Source organism: Flavobacterium gilvum, assembly GCF_001761465.1.
In the GTDB taxonomy this organism is placed as follows: Bacteria; Bacteroidota; Bacteroidia; order Flavobacteriales; family Flavobacteriaceae; genus Flavobacterium; species Flavobacterium gilvum.
In genome coordinates this window covers 714,468-731,248 of the sequence record NZ_CP017479.1, presented here as the reverse complement: position 1 = coordinate 731,248, position 16,781 = coordinate 714,468, and the positions used below count along the sequence as shown (strand labels likewise).

Genomic DNA, 16,781 nt, shown 5'->3' with positions numbered 1-16,781 from the left:
AGACAATTATGTAAAATATTTCACTCAGCAATGTAATTGATTTTTAAGTTAAAATAATATTGTAGGAAAAAAGCAATTAGCAGAAATTCTATAAAGAGACAAGTACATACTTCTGGCTTGTCTCTTTTTTTTTGGAAAAATAGTATTGTTTTGATCAATTTTCATAAGAATATATTGTTGGTAAATTTAATGAATCCATCCTCAAAATAGGGTTTTTAGATATAGTATAGAATCTTTTGTAGTTACTATTAAAGCCCGAACTAACTAAGGAAGAGTTGTCAAAATACAACATATGTTAGAATGAGAGTAATGAGACTTTTATGTTAGAATAATACTAGAATGTACCAACACAGTAAAAGTATTAATGATGAGGTGTTTAAAATGTTGGAAACCAGTGATAAATGGAATATTTTAAACCAAAAATGGAACAATATCCGCCCTTTGAAGTCTCCTTCTAAAGTATTTTTGAAATCGATTTCGCAATCAAATATAAGCTTTTTAAACTATTAGCTAATCTAAAAACAAAAACCACAAAAAATGAAAAAAAAAATTACTCAATTATTACTCTATCTGTTTTTGATTTCTGGTGCAGCCAGAGCACAAATCACAATTGATTCAGGTCATTTTAATTGGTCAAAAATTGAAAATGGCGGCATAAGCATTTATTATACAGATGCCGACAATGGTGACGGTGCTGGAGATGGCGCAATGATTCTTAAAAATGCGGCAAACACATCTACATTACAAGGATTGCAATATCAACTGGCAGGAAGTCCTGTAAGTGGTGAACAAATCAATCTTGAAGTAAATTATTATCAAATTGGCTCGGCATCTTTAAAATTTAAAATGCAGGTTTATGACGTAACCGATAACCTTGTTTTGGCAGAATCGCCTGTGATTTCAACTCCAACGAGTGGTGTAGGTACAACCCCATTTTCCTATACGTTTACAGACTCAAATGTTGGTCACCAAATTATGGCACGATTAGTCTGTGCCGATGACGTAAGTGCAACTACTCGTCAGGCAGGTATAGATTATTTGAAGATTAATGGGCAATTAATCAGCATGCAGGCGCCACCGTCTGTCAGCTTTGATGTAACTGATTTTTCCTGGACAAAAATTGAAAATCCTACTGTAGCAGCAGCTGGAATTAAAACTGATGCCGATAATGGAGACGGTCTTAATGATGGGGCAATCGCTATTAAAGGAACTGCTACTACACCTACGTTGCAGGGAGTGCAATATTTACTGGATGGAAGTCCTTCTGCCAATGAAGTAATTAATCTTGAAGTAAAATATTGGCAATTAGCCGCATCATATTGTGCATTCAAACTCCAGGTTTATAATGTAACCGACAATGTTGTTTTGGGCGAATCTGCTGTTGTTATCACTGGATCGGGAGTTGTAAGAACGCTTGCATTTTCTTATGTTTTTGATGCTTCGAGTAATGGAGATCAAATTATGCTGCGATTTGTCCGTGCCGATGATTTTGCTACATTTCGTCAAGCTGGATTGGATTATGTAAAAGTAAATGGGCAATTCATTAATATGCTTCCGGTGTGTAAACCAGTATTTAATTTCGATTTACCGCTTACAGCAGCTACCCCTTCGGAAATAAGTGATTTAGCGGCTATCCGAGCTAGTTTATCGGATCAGCTTCTTGGGACAACACCTCCTACGTCAGCTCAATTAGACACAGCTATTAATGATTATAACGCTTTAAATATTACGGTTAATGGGAATACTATAACCGGTAATCCTTTAACAAATAGTAATCAGGTTAATTTCTTGAAGACGTTTGCCAGATATTTAAAATTTAACCCTAATGATACTAACATAAGTGATAAGGCTGTTAAAGCGGTGTGGTATTTATCTGACCTGTTTTGCAATAAGGGGACAAGTCCTTATGTGGCAATTGATTTTTATAGTTATCCTGTATTTTCACGCGCTGCCGTTTTTCTGAATAATTATCTTCCGGATAATGTGAAAAATTTATTTGGTAATTCGCTTGCTATAGAGACGTCTAATTTCCAAAATCTTTTTAATCCCAATTACGACTTCAATCATAGTGGAATATCTTCAGATCATATTTATTTACATTCAGATGTGTATATGGCGTATTCGGATTGGTTTAAAACCAATGATGAAAAAATACGTTTTTTAAAAACAGCCAAAAGATTTGTAGAACGTTTTACGATGCATACTGCAAATGGTAATGATGGTATAAAAAAAGATGGTTTAGGATATCACCACTCTAATAGTTATGATGGTTATATGTACGCCTATGGTACTGCCACTACTGTTTTAAAATCTATGATTGATACCGGATTTCAAATAGACCAATCTTCATATCTTAGGTTCAGGGATGCCATTTATGCCCAAGTAATGTATAGCAATGATGGAGGAGTAAAACCTTTTGCCATGGCTGGTAGAAATGCCCAAACTAAGACTACTACTTTATCGTCTAATACTTTGGGTAATCTTGCTATAGTAGGTGGTAAAATTTTAGGATTACCTGGTGCCGATCCTGTTTTGGCAGGTACTTATAACAGAAAATATGGTGTTAACAGCCAATTCAACTACAGTACAGTCACTCCGTTTGAAGAAGGGTTTGTTCAATTCAACTATGCCAATTTAGGAATTTACAGAAAAAACAATTGGATTGCCTCTATGAAAGGACAATCGAATGTACTATGGGGGTCTGAAATTTATGCGGGTCAAAATAGATTTGGAAGATATCAAAGTTACGGTGCCTTGGATATCATTTATCCGGGAAATGTTAGTACCGGAAACGGGTATAGCGATATAGGCTGGGACTGGAATTACAATCCTGGAGCTACAACTATTGTATTGCCATGGAGTAAATTGCATGCTGAAAAAGAGCGAATTGACGAATATAATACTTATGGTTTTGCCGGTTCATTGGCTTTAGGTCAGGCAAATAAAGGTGTTTTGTCTAAAACTACTGGACAATCCGGACTTTTTTCGATGAAATTTAAAGAGCGTACTGATTTAGGTTTCGGAACTGTGTATGGTCCAAATACTCACAATGGGACTTTCGAGTTTACTAAAACTTATTTTACTATCGATGATATGATTATTTGTTTGGCCAGTGGTATTACAAATAACGATGCTACTAATCCTACTGTAACAACCTTGTCCCAAAGATTGAATAATAATTCAAATGATGTTTTGGTAAACGGTGAGGTAAAAACCAATCAAGCTACAGATTCGTTTGAAGGTACTTCGGCTAACTGGATTATAGATAATTTCAGCACAGGATTTTACATTTTACCGAATTCGGGAACTTTAAAAATCAGAAATTCAAATCAAGTAACCCCTTATCTAACTCAGGTTAATCCATCAGATGCGACTATTGCAAGTAACAAAGGGAACAATTATCGAGTTGCTTATTTGGATCATGGAACTGCGCCAACAAACAGTTCCTACGAATTTGTTTGTATTCCTTCGGCAAATGCAGGAAGAATGACTCAATTTGCACAACAAATGCAATCGGATAAACCATATACTGTTTATCAAAACAATGCTAACCAACAAATAATTGAGCACAAAGCTTCCAAAACTTGGGCTTATGCATTGCCTGCCGCCAATACTGCAATTGTAGATGGTTTGATTAAAGCAAACGATACACCTTGTTTGGCAATGTATAAATCGCTGAATGATAATAATACAGAGATACTTCTTTCTGTGAGTAATCCAGATATGGGAGCTGCACCATCCACACCAAAAATGATTACCTTAACATTGAACCGTGAGTGGACAATTTCACAAGGAAATGCTAATGCTAATTTAGGCACAGCTACCGCAGAGGGAACAACAATTACATTCACCCTTGCTGATGGATTTCCGGTTGAAATAAAATTGAACCGTGTTTTGACTCCACAAACTATTACTTTTGATCCGATACCAACAAAAGCATTCACCGATGCAACCTTTGATTTGACAGCTACGGCTACATCTGGTTTGCCAGTTAGCTACACTAGTTCGAATACTGATGTGGCTACCATAAGCGGAAACACTGTGACTATTGTTGGGAGAGGAACCAGTACCATTGCGGCTAAACAGGATGGTAATGATACTTATGATGTTGCCACAGAGGTAGAACAAGTACTAAGGGTGAATACCGAACCAACGGTGTCCATTACTTCGCCTTTGGCAAATGCAAATTATGATGCTCTTGCAAATATTACTATAAGCGCAAATGCAACAGATGCAGACGGCAGCGTGAGCAAAGTTGAATTCTTCAATGGAGAAACTAAATTGGGAGAAGTTACTACTGCACCTTATAGTTTTGATTGGAATAACGTTACTTCTGGTTCGTATGCATTGACAGCAAAAGCTACTGATAACGATGGAGCTGTTACAACTGCTGCGGTTGTTAATGTAAATGTGGTTTGTCCTTTGGTACAGTTGTCTATTCCAGATGTCTACGCGATGAATCCAGCCATAGATGATGCAAACACCATTTATCGAGGATACGGACCTACATCACTTACTCTTAATTCATTGGTACAAGGAGACCAAGAATTTACTTATACTTGGAACACAGAGGCTCATACGCCATCGATTTCAGTTACACAAGCAGGTGAATATACAGTTACTGTTTCCTACGCGGGAGGATGTCAATCTACTGCCTCGATTACAGTGAATACACTAGATGTAAGCTGTGGAAACAATAATGACAAAGTACAGATTTGCCACAACAATACTATTATTTGCGTAGCACAATCTGCCGTTCAATCCCATTTGAATCATGGAGATAAGCTGGGTTCTTGTGACAGTACTTCAAAAGTAGTAGTAAACGAGGGATCAACAACTTCGGCTAATTTCTCTGTTTACCCAAACCCTGTTCATGATAACTTTAATGTTAGTGTTTCATCAAAACTTGATCCAAATGCAACAATTGGTATCTATAATATACTAGGAAACAAGCTTCGTCAGGTTCGTTTTACTACTGTTCCGCAAAATGTTTTCGTTGGGGATTTACCTTCCGGAAACTATATAGTAGTAATTCAAAATGGTGTTGAAACCTTTAGAAGTACGATTGTCAAACAGTAATAAAATAAAAAAAGGGCAAAGTTGAGAGCTTTAACAGAGCCTCACTTTGTCTCTTATAACACATTTATTGACCCTTAACTAAACAGTGATTTTTTTTGGGGTTTTTAATAAAAGGGTATTCTGTGTCAAAGCAGAATATCCTTTATTGCTAGAATTGAGTTAGGGAGGGTGTCTCTGATTTGTTTTTATTTTAACTTATTGAAAAAGAATGTTATGGGTGTTGTTTTGATGCAGATGATATATCTTTCTGCCAAATAACTTACTAATCTTAACTTAATAATTACTCCTCCCAATTCTGTTAATTGAAATAAAAATTGATTCCAAATAGGAACATAATTCAGGATAGTATTAAAGGATTGTAATATTTAACAAGTTATAAAGAATTAAAAAAATTAATCAGGCTCCAATACTCGCTATTGAGGCCTTTTCTTTGAGTTTATAAATACAATGATATGAGAAAATTGGCAATGACAATTAGTAACGCAAACAGGAATATTCGTTTAATAAAAATGTTAATGACGATTTTGATAATTTCATTAGCATCAAAAGCATTTTCGCAGGATAAAAATGGATTATATATTCTGGACATGGTTCACCATAATCCAGGCGAAGCATTAACACAATCTGTTTTTAATGACCCAACCGTACTTGCAAAACAAGGTTACACAGGTCAGGTTATGAATGATTTCACCTTTGCTCATGCGGCTATAACTTTTAAAAAGCTAAATCCTAATATTTTCCCCGAAGGGTCTAAAGAATTGGAGTGGGTAATGAAAGCTGCAGAGCGTGTAAAAAAGAATATTAAAGCGGCTCATGCCGCAGGGATAAAAGTATATTACTTTACCGACATCATTGTTTTGCCAAAAAAACTGGTAGAATTGTATCATGATGAAATATGTGATAGTCAAGGACGCATATCATTTGAACGTCCACGTACACTGGAAATTCACAAAATCATGTTGGACGAATTATTTGAAACCTTCCCAGATTTGGACGGATTGGTCATTCGCACCGGCGAAACCTACACAAACAATGTTCCTTATCACACAGGCAATAATCCTATTACCAACAAAGAAGAAAGTCATATCAAACTAATAAATCTTTTACGTGAAGAAGTCTGTGTAAAAAGAAACAAAACCATATTTTACCGTACTTGGTCTTTTGGCGGGATGCACGAGTCACCAGACTATTACTTAAAAGTAGTCAACAGTATTGATCCTCATCCACAGCTCATATTTTCTATCAAACATACAAAAGGCGACTATCTAAGAACTTTTGGTTTCAACCCGACCTTAACACTTGGTAAACATCCCCAAATCGTAGAAGTACAATGCCAACGTGAATACGAAGGAAAAGGATCCTACCCTAATTATGTCATGAATGGTGTGATTAATGGTTTTGAAGAGTATGAAACCAATACTCCGCAAAAGGGTTATAAGTCACTAAATGATATTAAGAACAGTCCCAATTTCAAAGGCGTTTGGAGTTGGAGTCGTGGTGGTGGCTGGGTTGGCCCTTATATCAGCAACGAATTCTGGTGCAAGCTCAATGCTTATGTAATTGCTCATTGGGCAGCCAATACTGCACAAACTGAGGAGGAGGTCTTTAATCATTTTATGGACGAAAACGGAATTAGCGGTGCTTCCCGCAAAAGTTTCCGAGAATTGTGTTTGCTTTCCGCAAAAGCTGTCATAAGAGGCCACTACAGCAATGAATTACCCTTTAATAGTGGTTCTGTTACTTGGATGCGAGATGAATTTTTGGGAGGAATAGACCCTACTCCAGAAAGCAAATTATATAGCTCTGGAGGGATGCTGTTTCGTCTATTTGACAAATACTACAAAGAAGGTTTGTTGCAAAAAGCTGTTGCAGAGAAATATGAAGCAGTAAATATCTGGCAGACAATTGAAGCATTGAGTCGCAAAATCGTCATCCGCGATAAAGCTGACCAAACTTATGTTAGGGTATCCAGTCAATACGGATTGCTGTTACACAAAATTATTGCCGAAGGTTGGAATATTATGGCACTCGGGTTTGAAGGTGACAAAACAGGTTCTTACGACAAAGCCAAAATCAAGACTTCTATTAAAAACTATGATAATTACTGGAAGCAATATGATGATTTAAAAAAGAAAAATCCTTCCTGTGCAACGCTGTACAAACCTTATGCTTTTGTGTTCAAGAGTCCAGAATATCATTTAACAAATGGTATGGGAGCTTCAGTTGACAAATACAGAAAGTTGGTCAACAGGGAGATGTCAGATGAGAAGTCTTTACCAGTAAAAAAATAAAAAAAATGAAAAAAAGACATTCAGTTTTGGGTTTTACCCGGTCAAAATTAAAATTTGCTTTGTATTTGAGTTTGGTGATTTTATTCTCGATTCAATCCTATTCTCAGGGAAAAGAAAAATCCTGGGAGGAATTAAAACAAAACTATGAATTTCCCGCATGGTACACCGAAGCTCGTTTTGGAATCTGGCTGCACTGGGGAGCACAATCTCAGCCTGATGAGGGTGGTGGCTGGTACGCCCGCCATATGTATATGCAGGATGTAGGTTCGCAAACTTTTGGAAAAGATGCGTATCCCAACCACCTTAAACAATACGGACATCCTTCAAAAGTGGGATACAAAGAAGTTCTTCAATCCTGGAAAGCCGAAAAATTGAATACAGATGCTTTGATGAAATATTTCAAAGAAATTGGAGCTAAATATTTTATGATTTTAGCAGTACATCACGATCATTTTGATGATTTCAATTCGACTTATCAAAAATGGAATTCAGTAAATATAGGTCCCAAAAGAGATATTGTTGGCGATTTTAGAGAATCGGCACGAAAATACAATATGCCTTTTGCAGTGAGCTCACACGATGATCGGTATTTAAATTGGTGGCTTCCTGCTTTTGGTTCGGATAGTTCTGGCCCATTAAAAGGCGTTCCTTATGATGGAAATCTTACCAAAGAAGATGGGAAAGGTTTATGGTGGGAAGGACTTGATCCAGCCGATTTGTACGGACTCCCTCCTGCCAAAAGAACTCCAGAATGGATTGCCGACATGAAAAAAACATGGGTGTTGCGTCACAAAGAATTGGTAACCAAATACGATGTAGATATGATTTGGTTTGACGGTTACGGTTTCCCGTATGGAGAACCAGGTAAAGAAGTTTGTCGCACATTGTTTGAAAATAGTTTAAAGAAAAACGGAAAAATAATGGCTGTTGCTGCCGGAAAAATTTCGGAAGATGATGCAATCGTGAAAGATATTGAATGTGGAACATCTAACGGAATCAACCTAAAACCTTGGCAGGGAATCATAACAACCAGCAGCGGATGGTTTTACAAAAAAGACAGAGAAATGGTTCACAACGCTCGAACTATTATAGAAATGCTTGCCGATGTAAATAGCAAAAATGGGAATTTGTTACTAAATATGGAACTTTTACCGGATGGAAGTATTTCTCCCGATGAAAAAGCGATTTTTGACGAAGTGGGTGCTTGGGTCAATCAAAATAGTGCAGCCATTTACGCCAGTAAACCCTGGAGAGTCTATGGAGACAACCTAAATTCGTCTTTAAAACGTGCCAGAAATATCGCCAATGCCGACTTGGATGCTCTAAAAAAACAAGCCGAATCTGAACAGTTTAATCAAAGAACCATCAAAAGTTTACCTTATGGAAATGACGAAGTGCGATTTACTACCAAAGGTGATATTTTATATGTTTTCGTTCTGAATCCAACCGAAGGCGAAATTGCACTTCCAACATTGGGATTGAAATCAAAACAAGCACCAAAAAAGATTAAATCAATAAAAATGTTGAATGGGAAAAAAGTTGCTTTCGAACAAACAGACGAAAAACTGACTTTAAAAATTCCTGCAAATCGTCCTTCAAAATATGCAGCAGTTTTTGAAATAAAAGGGGCTTTGTAATTAATAAAAAAAAACTATTGTTTGTTTGATCAATTTTTAAAGAAACCATATTTCACAAAACAATCCAAAGACAATCCATCAAAATCAAATAATGAAGAAATTAAGTATATAACCCAATTAATTAAAATATTGTAAATTATGGTTAGAACATTTTTATTTGCGCTGCTTTTGTGTAGCACATTATCTTTCGCTCAGGAAGTCAACATTATTCCTCAGCCAGTACAGGTTACAAGAAATGAAGGAAGCTTTGTGGTTAACTCACAAACGAGTTTGGTTGTGTCCAATAACAAGGATAAACAAACAGCAGACTACTTGAATAATTATTTGTCTGATCATTACGGTTTTAAATTGCCGATTGTAAAAAAATCAAATAAAAATTTTATTAGGTTAAAAAGCGGCAAAAAAGTTGAAGGCCTAAAAGCGGAAGCTTATACATTAAAATCAAACGAAAAAGGAGTTGAAATTAAAGGAAATTCTGGAATTGGAACTTTCTACGGAATGCAAACATTGATTCAATTGTTGCCAGTTGAAAAAAGCAGTAGCTTAACAATTGCATCAGTAGATGTAAAAGACGAACCTCGTTTTGCTTACAGAGGAGCTATGCTTGATGTAGGGCGTCATTTTTTCCCAGTTTCCTTCGTTAAGAAATATATTGATTATTTGGCTTTGCATAAAATGAATTATTTCCATTGGCACTTAACCGAAGATCAAGGGTGGAGAATCGAAATTAAAAAACACCCTAAATTGACCGAGATTGGTTCCAAGAGAAACGGAACCATTATAGGTCATGCACCAGGTACAGGAAGTGATAATACTCCCGAAGGGGGTTTTTATACACAGGAAGAAGTTAAAGACATTGTTAAGTATGCTTCGGATCGTTTTATAACGGTAATTCCCGAAATCGAAATGCCTGGACATAGTAGTGCGGCAATTGCGGCTTATCCAGAATTGAGTTGTTTTCCTCAAGAGAAAACACAACTTTCGGATAAAATGATTTCAGACAAAAGCAAAGAAGAATTGGCCAACGGAAGAACTAAAATAGTTCAGGAAACTTGGGGTGTTTTTACGGATGTGTATGCTCCAACCGAATATACATTCAAATTTTTGCAGGACGTTATCGACGAAGTGGTGACTTTATTCCCATCAAAATACATTCATATAGGTGGAGATGAATCTCCAAAAGACGCTTGGAAACGAAGTGAATTTTGCCAAAATATGATAAAAGAAAAAGGCTTGAAAGATGAACATGAATTGCAAAGTTATTTTATCCAGCGTATGGAGAAATACATTAATTCAAAAGGAAGAACATTGATAGGATGGGATGAAATTCTTGAAGGAGGTTTGGCACCAAATGCAATTGTAATGAGTTGGAGAGGAGAAAAAGGAGGAATTACTGCAGCCAAAGACAAACATCAGGTAATTATGACCCCGGGAAGTCATGTTTATTTGGATCACTCTCAGACAAAAGATGACAAAGAAGTTACCATTGGAGGTTTTACAAACTTGGAAAAAATTTACAGTTATGAACCAGTTCCAAAAGAATTAACTGCCGATGAAGCTAAATATGTTATGGGAGCTCAAGGAAACGTTTGGACAGAATACATGCAAACTCCTGCGAAAGTAGAATACATGATTTTCCCACGTTTGAGCGCTTTAAGCGAAGTATTATGGTCACCAAAAGAAAATAGAAACTGGTCACAGTTCCAGTCAAAAATAGAAACCCAGAAAAAAAGATACAGCATCTGGGGAGCTAATTATTTTGCAGAATAGGGGACTATTATGTCTGAATCTATTAGGTAATAAAAAATAGATTCAAAAGGGATTAATTCTTCTTTTGAATCTGTTAACCATTACAATGGTTTTTGCTCAACAAAAATCCAAAATTTTTGAAGATTATAAAAAAGATAAAAGTTTTCATCCATCAAAAGTAGTAATCTCTCAGGGAAAACTACAGGTATCAGCTCCAGAGGTTGCTAACCCGGTAGCTGTGAGATATGCCTTTTAAGATTTTGTTGCGGGAGATTTGTTAAACACCGAAGGATTTCCGGCGAGCAGTTTTAGAACCGATGATTGGTAGTTATGTGTATCAAGTATATACACTGAGTTATTCACCTTATAAAAAAAATAATAAATGAAAAAAAGAATTTATTGTGTGCTTTTTATTGCATTGCTATTTGGAACAATAAATGCACAAATGTCTAAAAAATCAATGATAATCCCGCAAAGTGAGTCAATTGAGAAAAAAGTAAATGACCTTCTTGCCAAGATGACACTTGAGGAAAAAGTCTATCAGCTTAATATGATGTGTTTTGGTGCGGGAAAAAATATAGCAGAAAATGCCGGCCTTAGCGGAATGGATATTTTCAAAAAAGAAGGGGCAAAGATTGCCAGTGATTTTGAGGCTAATAGTGTAGGATCGATTGCACGCCTACCGTCAGATCTGGATATGCAAATAGGTGTTGATATGATTAATATGCTTCAAAAACACGCTAAGGAAAAAACACGGTTAGGAGTTCCCTTGATGGTAACGAATGCGGGTTTACATGGGTTGGCTGTGAAAGGGATGTCTTGCTTTCCGCAGTCTATTGCGATGGCTGCAACATTTAATCCTGCTCTTATGGAGGAAATTGCAAATGCTATCGGTAAGGAGACACATAGTTATGGGGTAAGACAACTATTAACACCGGTGCTGGATCTTGGTAGGGAACCTCGCCATGGTAGGGTTGAAGAAACTTTTGGTGAAGATCCTTATTTAGCTTCGCGAATGGGTGTCGCTTTTATACGTGGTGTGCAGTCGAATGGAGTTATTTGTACCCCAAAACATTTTTTGGCTAATTATGTTGGAGATGGTGGGCGTGAAGGCGTTAATGTAACTATTTCCGAGCGAGAGCTTAGGGAAACTCACCTAGTTCCTTATGAAGCAGCAGTCAAGGAGGCTGGTGCATTGGGTATTATGACCGCATATAATGCAATCAATGGTGTGGCCTGTACTGCAAATCCGTGGTTGTTGACCGATGTTCTCAGAAAAGAGTGGGGATTCCAGGGAATTGTAGTTTCGGATGCTTCATCTGTTAATTATGTTCATCTTAGGCATAAGCATGCGGCTACAAAGGGAGAAGCGGCAGCCTTATGTTTAAAGGCAGGACTGGATGTAGATTTGCCTCGTGTTAACTACTATAAAGAGCTTATAGGTGAAGTAAAAGAAGGATGCCTTAGTACAGAAGTTTTAGATGAGAGTGTGCGTCGTATGTTACGCTTGAAATTCAGACTCGGTTTATTTGAGAATGCTTATGGAGACTTAAAAGAAACGGAACGTATTGCTGATGCTCCTGATCATAGAAAACTTGCGTTAACCGCAGCCCGTCAATCAATTGTGTTATTGAAAAATAACGAATCGGTGTTGCCTCTAAATTCAAATCTGAAAAAAATAGCCGTAATTGGTCCAAATGCAGATAAGCTTTCAGTTGGGGGATATTCTGCTGCTGACGTAAAAGGAAATACGCCTTTGACAGCTTTAAAAAATTACCTGGGAAAAGAGGTAGTTGTTAAATACGCTAAAGGATGTGGACTTGTTGGTGAAGACACAAGTGGAATAGATGAAGCTGTGAAGATAGCCAACGAATCAGATATTTGTGTACTATTCATGGGAGGGGCTTATGGAGTAACAGGGGGAGAAGGCAGTGAGCGAGCAACTTTGGAACTAATGGGGCAGCAAGAGCTTTTGATTGAGAAAGTTACAGAGACCGGAAAACCTGTTGTGGTGGTGCTCTTAGACGGAAGACCGGTGGTGATGAACCGTTGGATTAAAAAAGTGAAAGGTGTTGTAATGGCGTTCTATCCGGGAGAAGAAGGAGGAAACGCTATTGCAGAGGTATTGACAGGGAAATGTAACCCATCCGGAAAACTTCCAATAACTTTCCCTATGTTTACCGGTCAAGCTCCACTGACGTATGATTACAGACCTTATGGTCGTGAAGGGGGTTATGCCGAATTACCAGCAAATGACGATCGCTATATACCCCAATTTCCATTTGGATTTGGATTATCTTACACAACTTTCAGCTATTCTAATTTGAAATGTACACCTGAGAAAAGCAAGGACGGAGTAAGGGTAAAAGTAAAAGTTGATGTTACCAATACTGGTGCTCTTGGCGGAGATGAAGTAGTACAGCTTTATTTGTCAAATAATCTTTGTCGTATTACTCAGCCTAATCAACGTTTGAAGGGGTTTTCCCGTATTCACCTTGAATCTAAAGAAACGAAAAGCGTTGAACTTATTTTGGAAGCTAAAGATTTATCATTTTTAAATGAAGAATTAAAACCTGAAGTCGGTTCAGGGTCGTATAGTGTCAAGGTAGGAAGCGATTGTTTACACGGATTGACTGAAACTTTCAAATTAACATTTTAATAGAATTAGACAGAAACCTGCAATCCAGAACCAATATTAAAACAAATGGAACAGCATCGACTTAAATTCAGCACGCATACCTAGATGGATTGTCCAAAAGTGAATGGGAATTCGTAATAATGCAGAAATCACTGTTTAATGAATTTTTGCTGTAATTGAAAATAGCTTAAATACTTAAAAAAGAATAATACGATGCTTTTATATTTTATTAATTAATTCAAGTTGCTAGTTTGACTATAATAAAAAAGATTGCAAAGGTTTCGATAAATTTGTTTTGCGAACTAATAAATAGAACCAATACTTTGTAAAGACAAAATTGTATCAATTTTTTGTTTAATAGATGATATTTTAGTTGTAATTATTTGATTGAAGATTCTTTTAAGATATTACATTAAATAGTTTAAAACAGTTTGATGCTTTTTTTGACGATGTTTCCACTTGTTTTTAAAGCTTCATCAGGTTGGCTTCCGCCGATGCTTACATCAATTTTACCTTGGAACTGAGTGAGTTCACCATTTGAATTGATATAAGAGAGATCATTTGGCGTAAGCGGGAACGATACTATTTTGCTTTCTCCCGATTTTAGGCTTATTCTAGTAAAACCTTTTAATGCTTTTAATGGGGTTTTAATTGATTTATCGGGATTGGTGATGTAAAGTTGTACGACTTCTTCTCCGAAAGTTTTACCGGTATTTGTAACTCTTACAGAGGCCGTAATTTCTTTGCCTTTTGGAGCTGATTCGGGTACATTCATTTGGTCGTAATTGAAGGTGGTGTAACTCAATCCGTAACCAAAACCAAATAGAGGTTGTCCTTTGAAGTAACGATAGGTTCTGTTTTCCATTGTATAATCAACAAAAGGAGGGAGATCACTATCGCTTTTGTAGAAAGTGACAGGTAAACGACCAGCTGGATTATAATCGCCGAAAAGAACATCGGCTATGGCGGTTCCTGCGGCTTGTCCACCATACCAAGCGTTTAGTATCGCAGGAACATGTGCGGCTTCCCAAGGAATCGCAATGGCACTTCCAGTCATCATAACGAAAACAACTGGCTTTCCAGTAGTGTTTAATGCTTTCATAAATTCTGTTTGCACAGCTGGTAACATGATCGAAGTGCGGTCGCCTCCATTAAATCCAGGGTAATTCACTTTCATTTCTTCACCTTCAAGTTGTGGTGAAATACCACCAACAAATACGAAAGCATCAGCATCTTTATTACGGTTTAGAATTGCATTAAAATCGGAGCGAACCAAATTTCCGGTGGCCAATTTGATGTTCGCTTTTCCTTCTCCTTGCCAATATTCGACCACCAAATTGTAAACCGAATTTTTCTTGGTTTCCAATTTGTATGTTTTGCTTCCCCATCGATTTCTTCTCCAAGTATCTATGACTTGTTTTCCATTAACAAAAAAACGATAACCGTCATCGGCAGAAAGTTCAAAAGTGATAGTACCGTCAGTAGTAGCTTTAAAGTCGGTTGTGTAACGGGCAGAGAAGTTATTGGCATTAATTTGGCCAATAACTTTTTCGCCTTCTTGCCAAAAATGATCCAATTCCGTTTCGGTTCGTACGGCTTCAGGTGAGCCGCTAAGGTTTGTATTATTGAAATATTCGGCTTTAAAACCCGGTTTTCCTTCAAAAGAAAATTGGTCTTTTACGGCAGTGTAAACCAATAAGGTGTCGTTTGTAAAATTGACGGCTTTCTCATAAACGACTTCTGTGTTTTTACCTACTTTTTCTTTAATTCCATCAAGAACAGTGCTAAGTTTGCTTGGCGTACCATTGTAATTTCCTAAAATTGAAATTGGATTATCGGCATTTGGGCCAAGAACCACAATTTTTTTGATTTTTTTGTTCAAAGGCAATGTATTGTTTTCGTTTTTAAGCAATACAATTGACTGTTGCGCCATTTTTAGGGCATGAGCTTTGTGCTCATTATTTTCTAATACAGATTCTGGTGTTTGGGCATATTTTACCATTAAAACCGGGTCAAACATTCCCAATTGGAACCGAATCATAAAAAGGCGTTTAACCGAAATATCGATTTGAGATTCCGGAATTTTGCCATCTTTTACGGCTTGAACCAATGCTCTGTAAGCAACATTGCCACAATCCAAATCGGTTCCATGAAAAACAGCATCTGCAGAGGCAGATTCTGCATCCGGGTGGGTTTTGTGGGTTTTAAAGAAATCATCGATAGCCTGACAATCAGAAGTAACATAACCTTTAAAGTTCCATTGTTTGCGCAGTATATTTGTCATAAGTTCGTCATTGGCACAACAAGGTTGCGTTCTAAAAGCATTATAAGCACACATAACTCCAGCTACTTTTGAATCGACTACCAATTTTTGGAATGCCGGTAAATAGGTATCCCAAAGATCGTATGCACTTACATCGGTATTAAAAGTATGTCGTAAAGGTTCGGGGCCGCTATGAACCGCATAATGTTTGGCACAGGCTGCTGCTTTTAAATATTTTGGGTCGTCACCCTGTAGCCCTTTTACAAAAGAGTCGCCCAGCATTGCGGTTAAGTACGGATCTTCTCCGTAAGTTTCCTGCCCGCGTCCCCAACGGGGGTCCCTAAAAATGTTAATGTTGGGAGTCCAATAGGTAAGTCCCAGATACCCCTCTTTGGTACGTCCCAAGGCAACAGCTTTATTGTAAATTACTCTGCCTTCCAGTGCCGAATAATCGGCCATTTTGAAAAGTGAACTCTTATCGAATGTTGCTGCCATGGCTATTGCCTGAGGATAAACCGTCACTCTAAACGGTGTTCTTGCCACACCATGAAGGGTTTCATTCCACCAATTGTAAGCTGGAATTCCAAGTCTTGGAATGGCTGGGGCAGCATTGAGCATTTGTGCTACTTTTTCTTCAAGAGTTAATTGACTTACAAGGTCATTCACTCTTTCTTCGAAACTTAATTTGGGATTCTGAAAAAGATATTTTTTTTCTGTGTTTTGGGCATTGGAGACAATTGAAAAAAGTAAAAAAAGTGTTGCCAGACGAAAAAGGTTTCTTTTATTCATTCTATTAAGGTAATAATTTATGAAATAATTGTGGAATGACTTTTTTAGATTTTATTTTTAAATAAAATATGGATAAATTCATTTTGCATCCTATTGTGCAAAACTCTGTAAAACTCGTGAATTTGCCAACAAGAATGTTAATTTTTTTGAGACAATGCCGTTTAGACGCATAAAATAATCCTGTCTTTTCTTTCTCTAGTTGTGGAGACGGCATGGTTAAACTAAAAAACTATTTTTATATTTCTAAAAGGTGTTATTGTTTCTTTTGAAAGATTTGCTAGTGGAAATGAAGTTTATTAAATCTTTCTGATATTAACAAGGGATAATATTTTATT

Annotated in this window: 6 protein-coding genes; 5 read left to right on the top strand and 1 reads right to left on the bottom strand. The window is 36.9% G+C overall.

Features of this window, described 5'->3' with window-relative positions; translation table 11 throughout:
* The first annotated feature begins 537 nt into the window (after nucleotides 1–537).
* The 5 genes from EM308_RS03130 (at nucleotide 538) to EM308_RS03110 (ending at nucleotide 13,415) form a co-directional block, all read left to right on the top strand.
* Nucleotides 538–5,079, top strand: a complete 4,542-nt coding sequence (locus EM308_RS03130) for a polysaccharide lyase family 8 super-sandwich domain-containing protein (RefSeq protein ID WP_035638300.1) — start codon at nucleotides 538–540, stop codon at nucleotides 5,077–5,079.
* Nucleotides 5,080–5,531: 452 nt separating this feature from the next.
* Nucleotides 5,532–7,370 carry a hypothetical protein gene (locus tag EM308_RS03125; protein ID WP_197056140.1) on the top strand — a complete coding sequence of 613 codons (1,839 nt, stop codon included), beginning with the start codon at nucleotides 5,532–5,534 and terminating at the stop codon, nucleotides 7,368–7,370.
* 5 nt (nucleotides 7,371–7,375) lie between these two features.
* Nucleotides 7,376–9,007 carry an alpha-L-fucosidase gene (locus EM308_RS03120; RefSeq protein ID WP_070261774.1) on the top strand — a complete coding sequence of 544 codons (1,632 nt, stop codon included), beginning with the start codon at nucleotides 7,376–7,378 and terminating at the stop codon, nucleotides 9,005–9,007.
* 138 nt (nucleotides 9,008–9,145) lie between these two features.
* On the top strand, nucleotides 9,146–10,777 hold the full coding sequence (locus EM308_RS03115) for a beta-N-acetylhexosaminidase (RefSeq protein ID WP_035638302.1): 1,632 nt from the start codon (nucleotides 9,146–9,148) through the stop codon (nucleotides 10,775–10,777).
* A 361-nt stretch (nucleotides 10,778–11,138) separates the two neighbouring features.
* A complete protein-coding gene (locus EM308_RS03110) occupies nucleotides 11,139–13,415 on the top strand; it encodes a glycoside hydrolase family 3 N-terminal domain-containing protein (protein WP_051877830.1) in 2,277 nt (758 codons plus the stop codon).
* A gap of 400 nt (nucleotides 13,416–13,815) precedes the next feature.
* Here EM308_RS03110 and EM308_RS03105 read toward each other — a convergent pair whose 3' ends face one another.
* Nucleotides 13,816–16,446: a glycoside hydrolase family 3 C-terminal domain-containing protein gene (locus tag EM308_RS03105; RefSeq protein WP_035638307.1), complete on the bottom strand. Its 2,631-nt coding sequence runs from the start codon at nucleotides 16,444–16,446 to the stop codon at nucleotides 13,816–13,818.
* Nucleotides 16,447–16,781 lie beyond the last annotated feature (335 nt).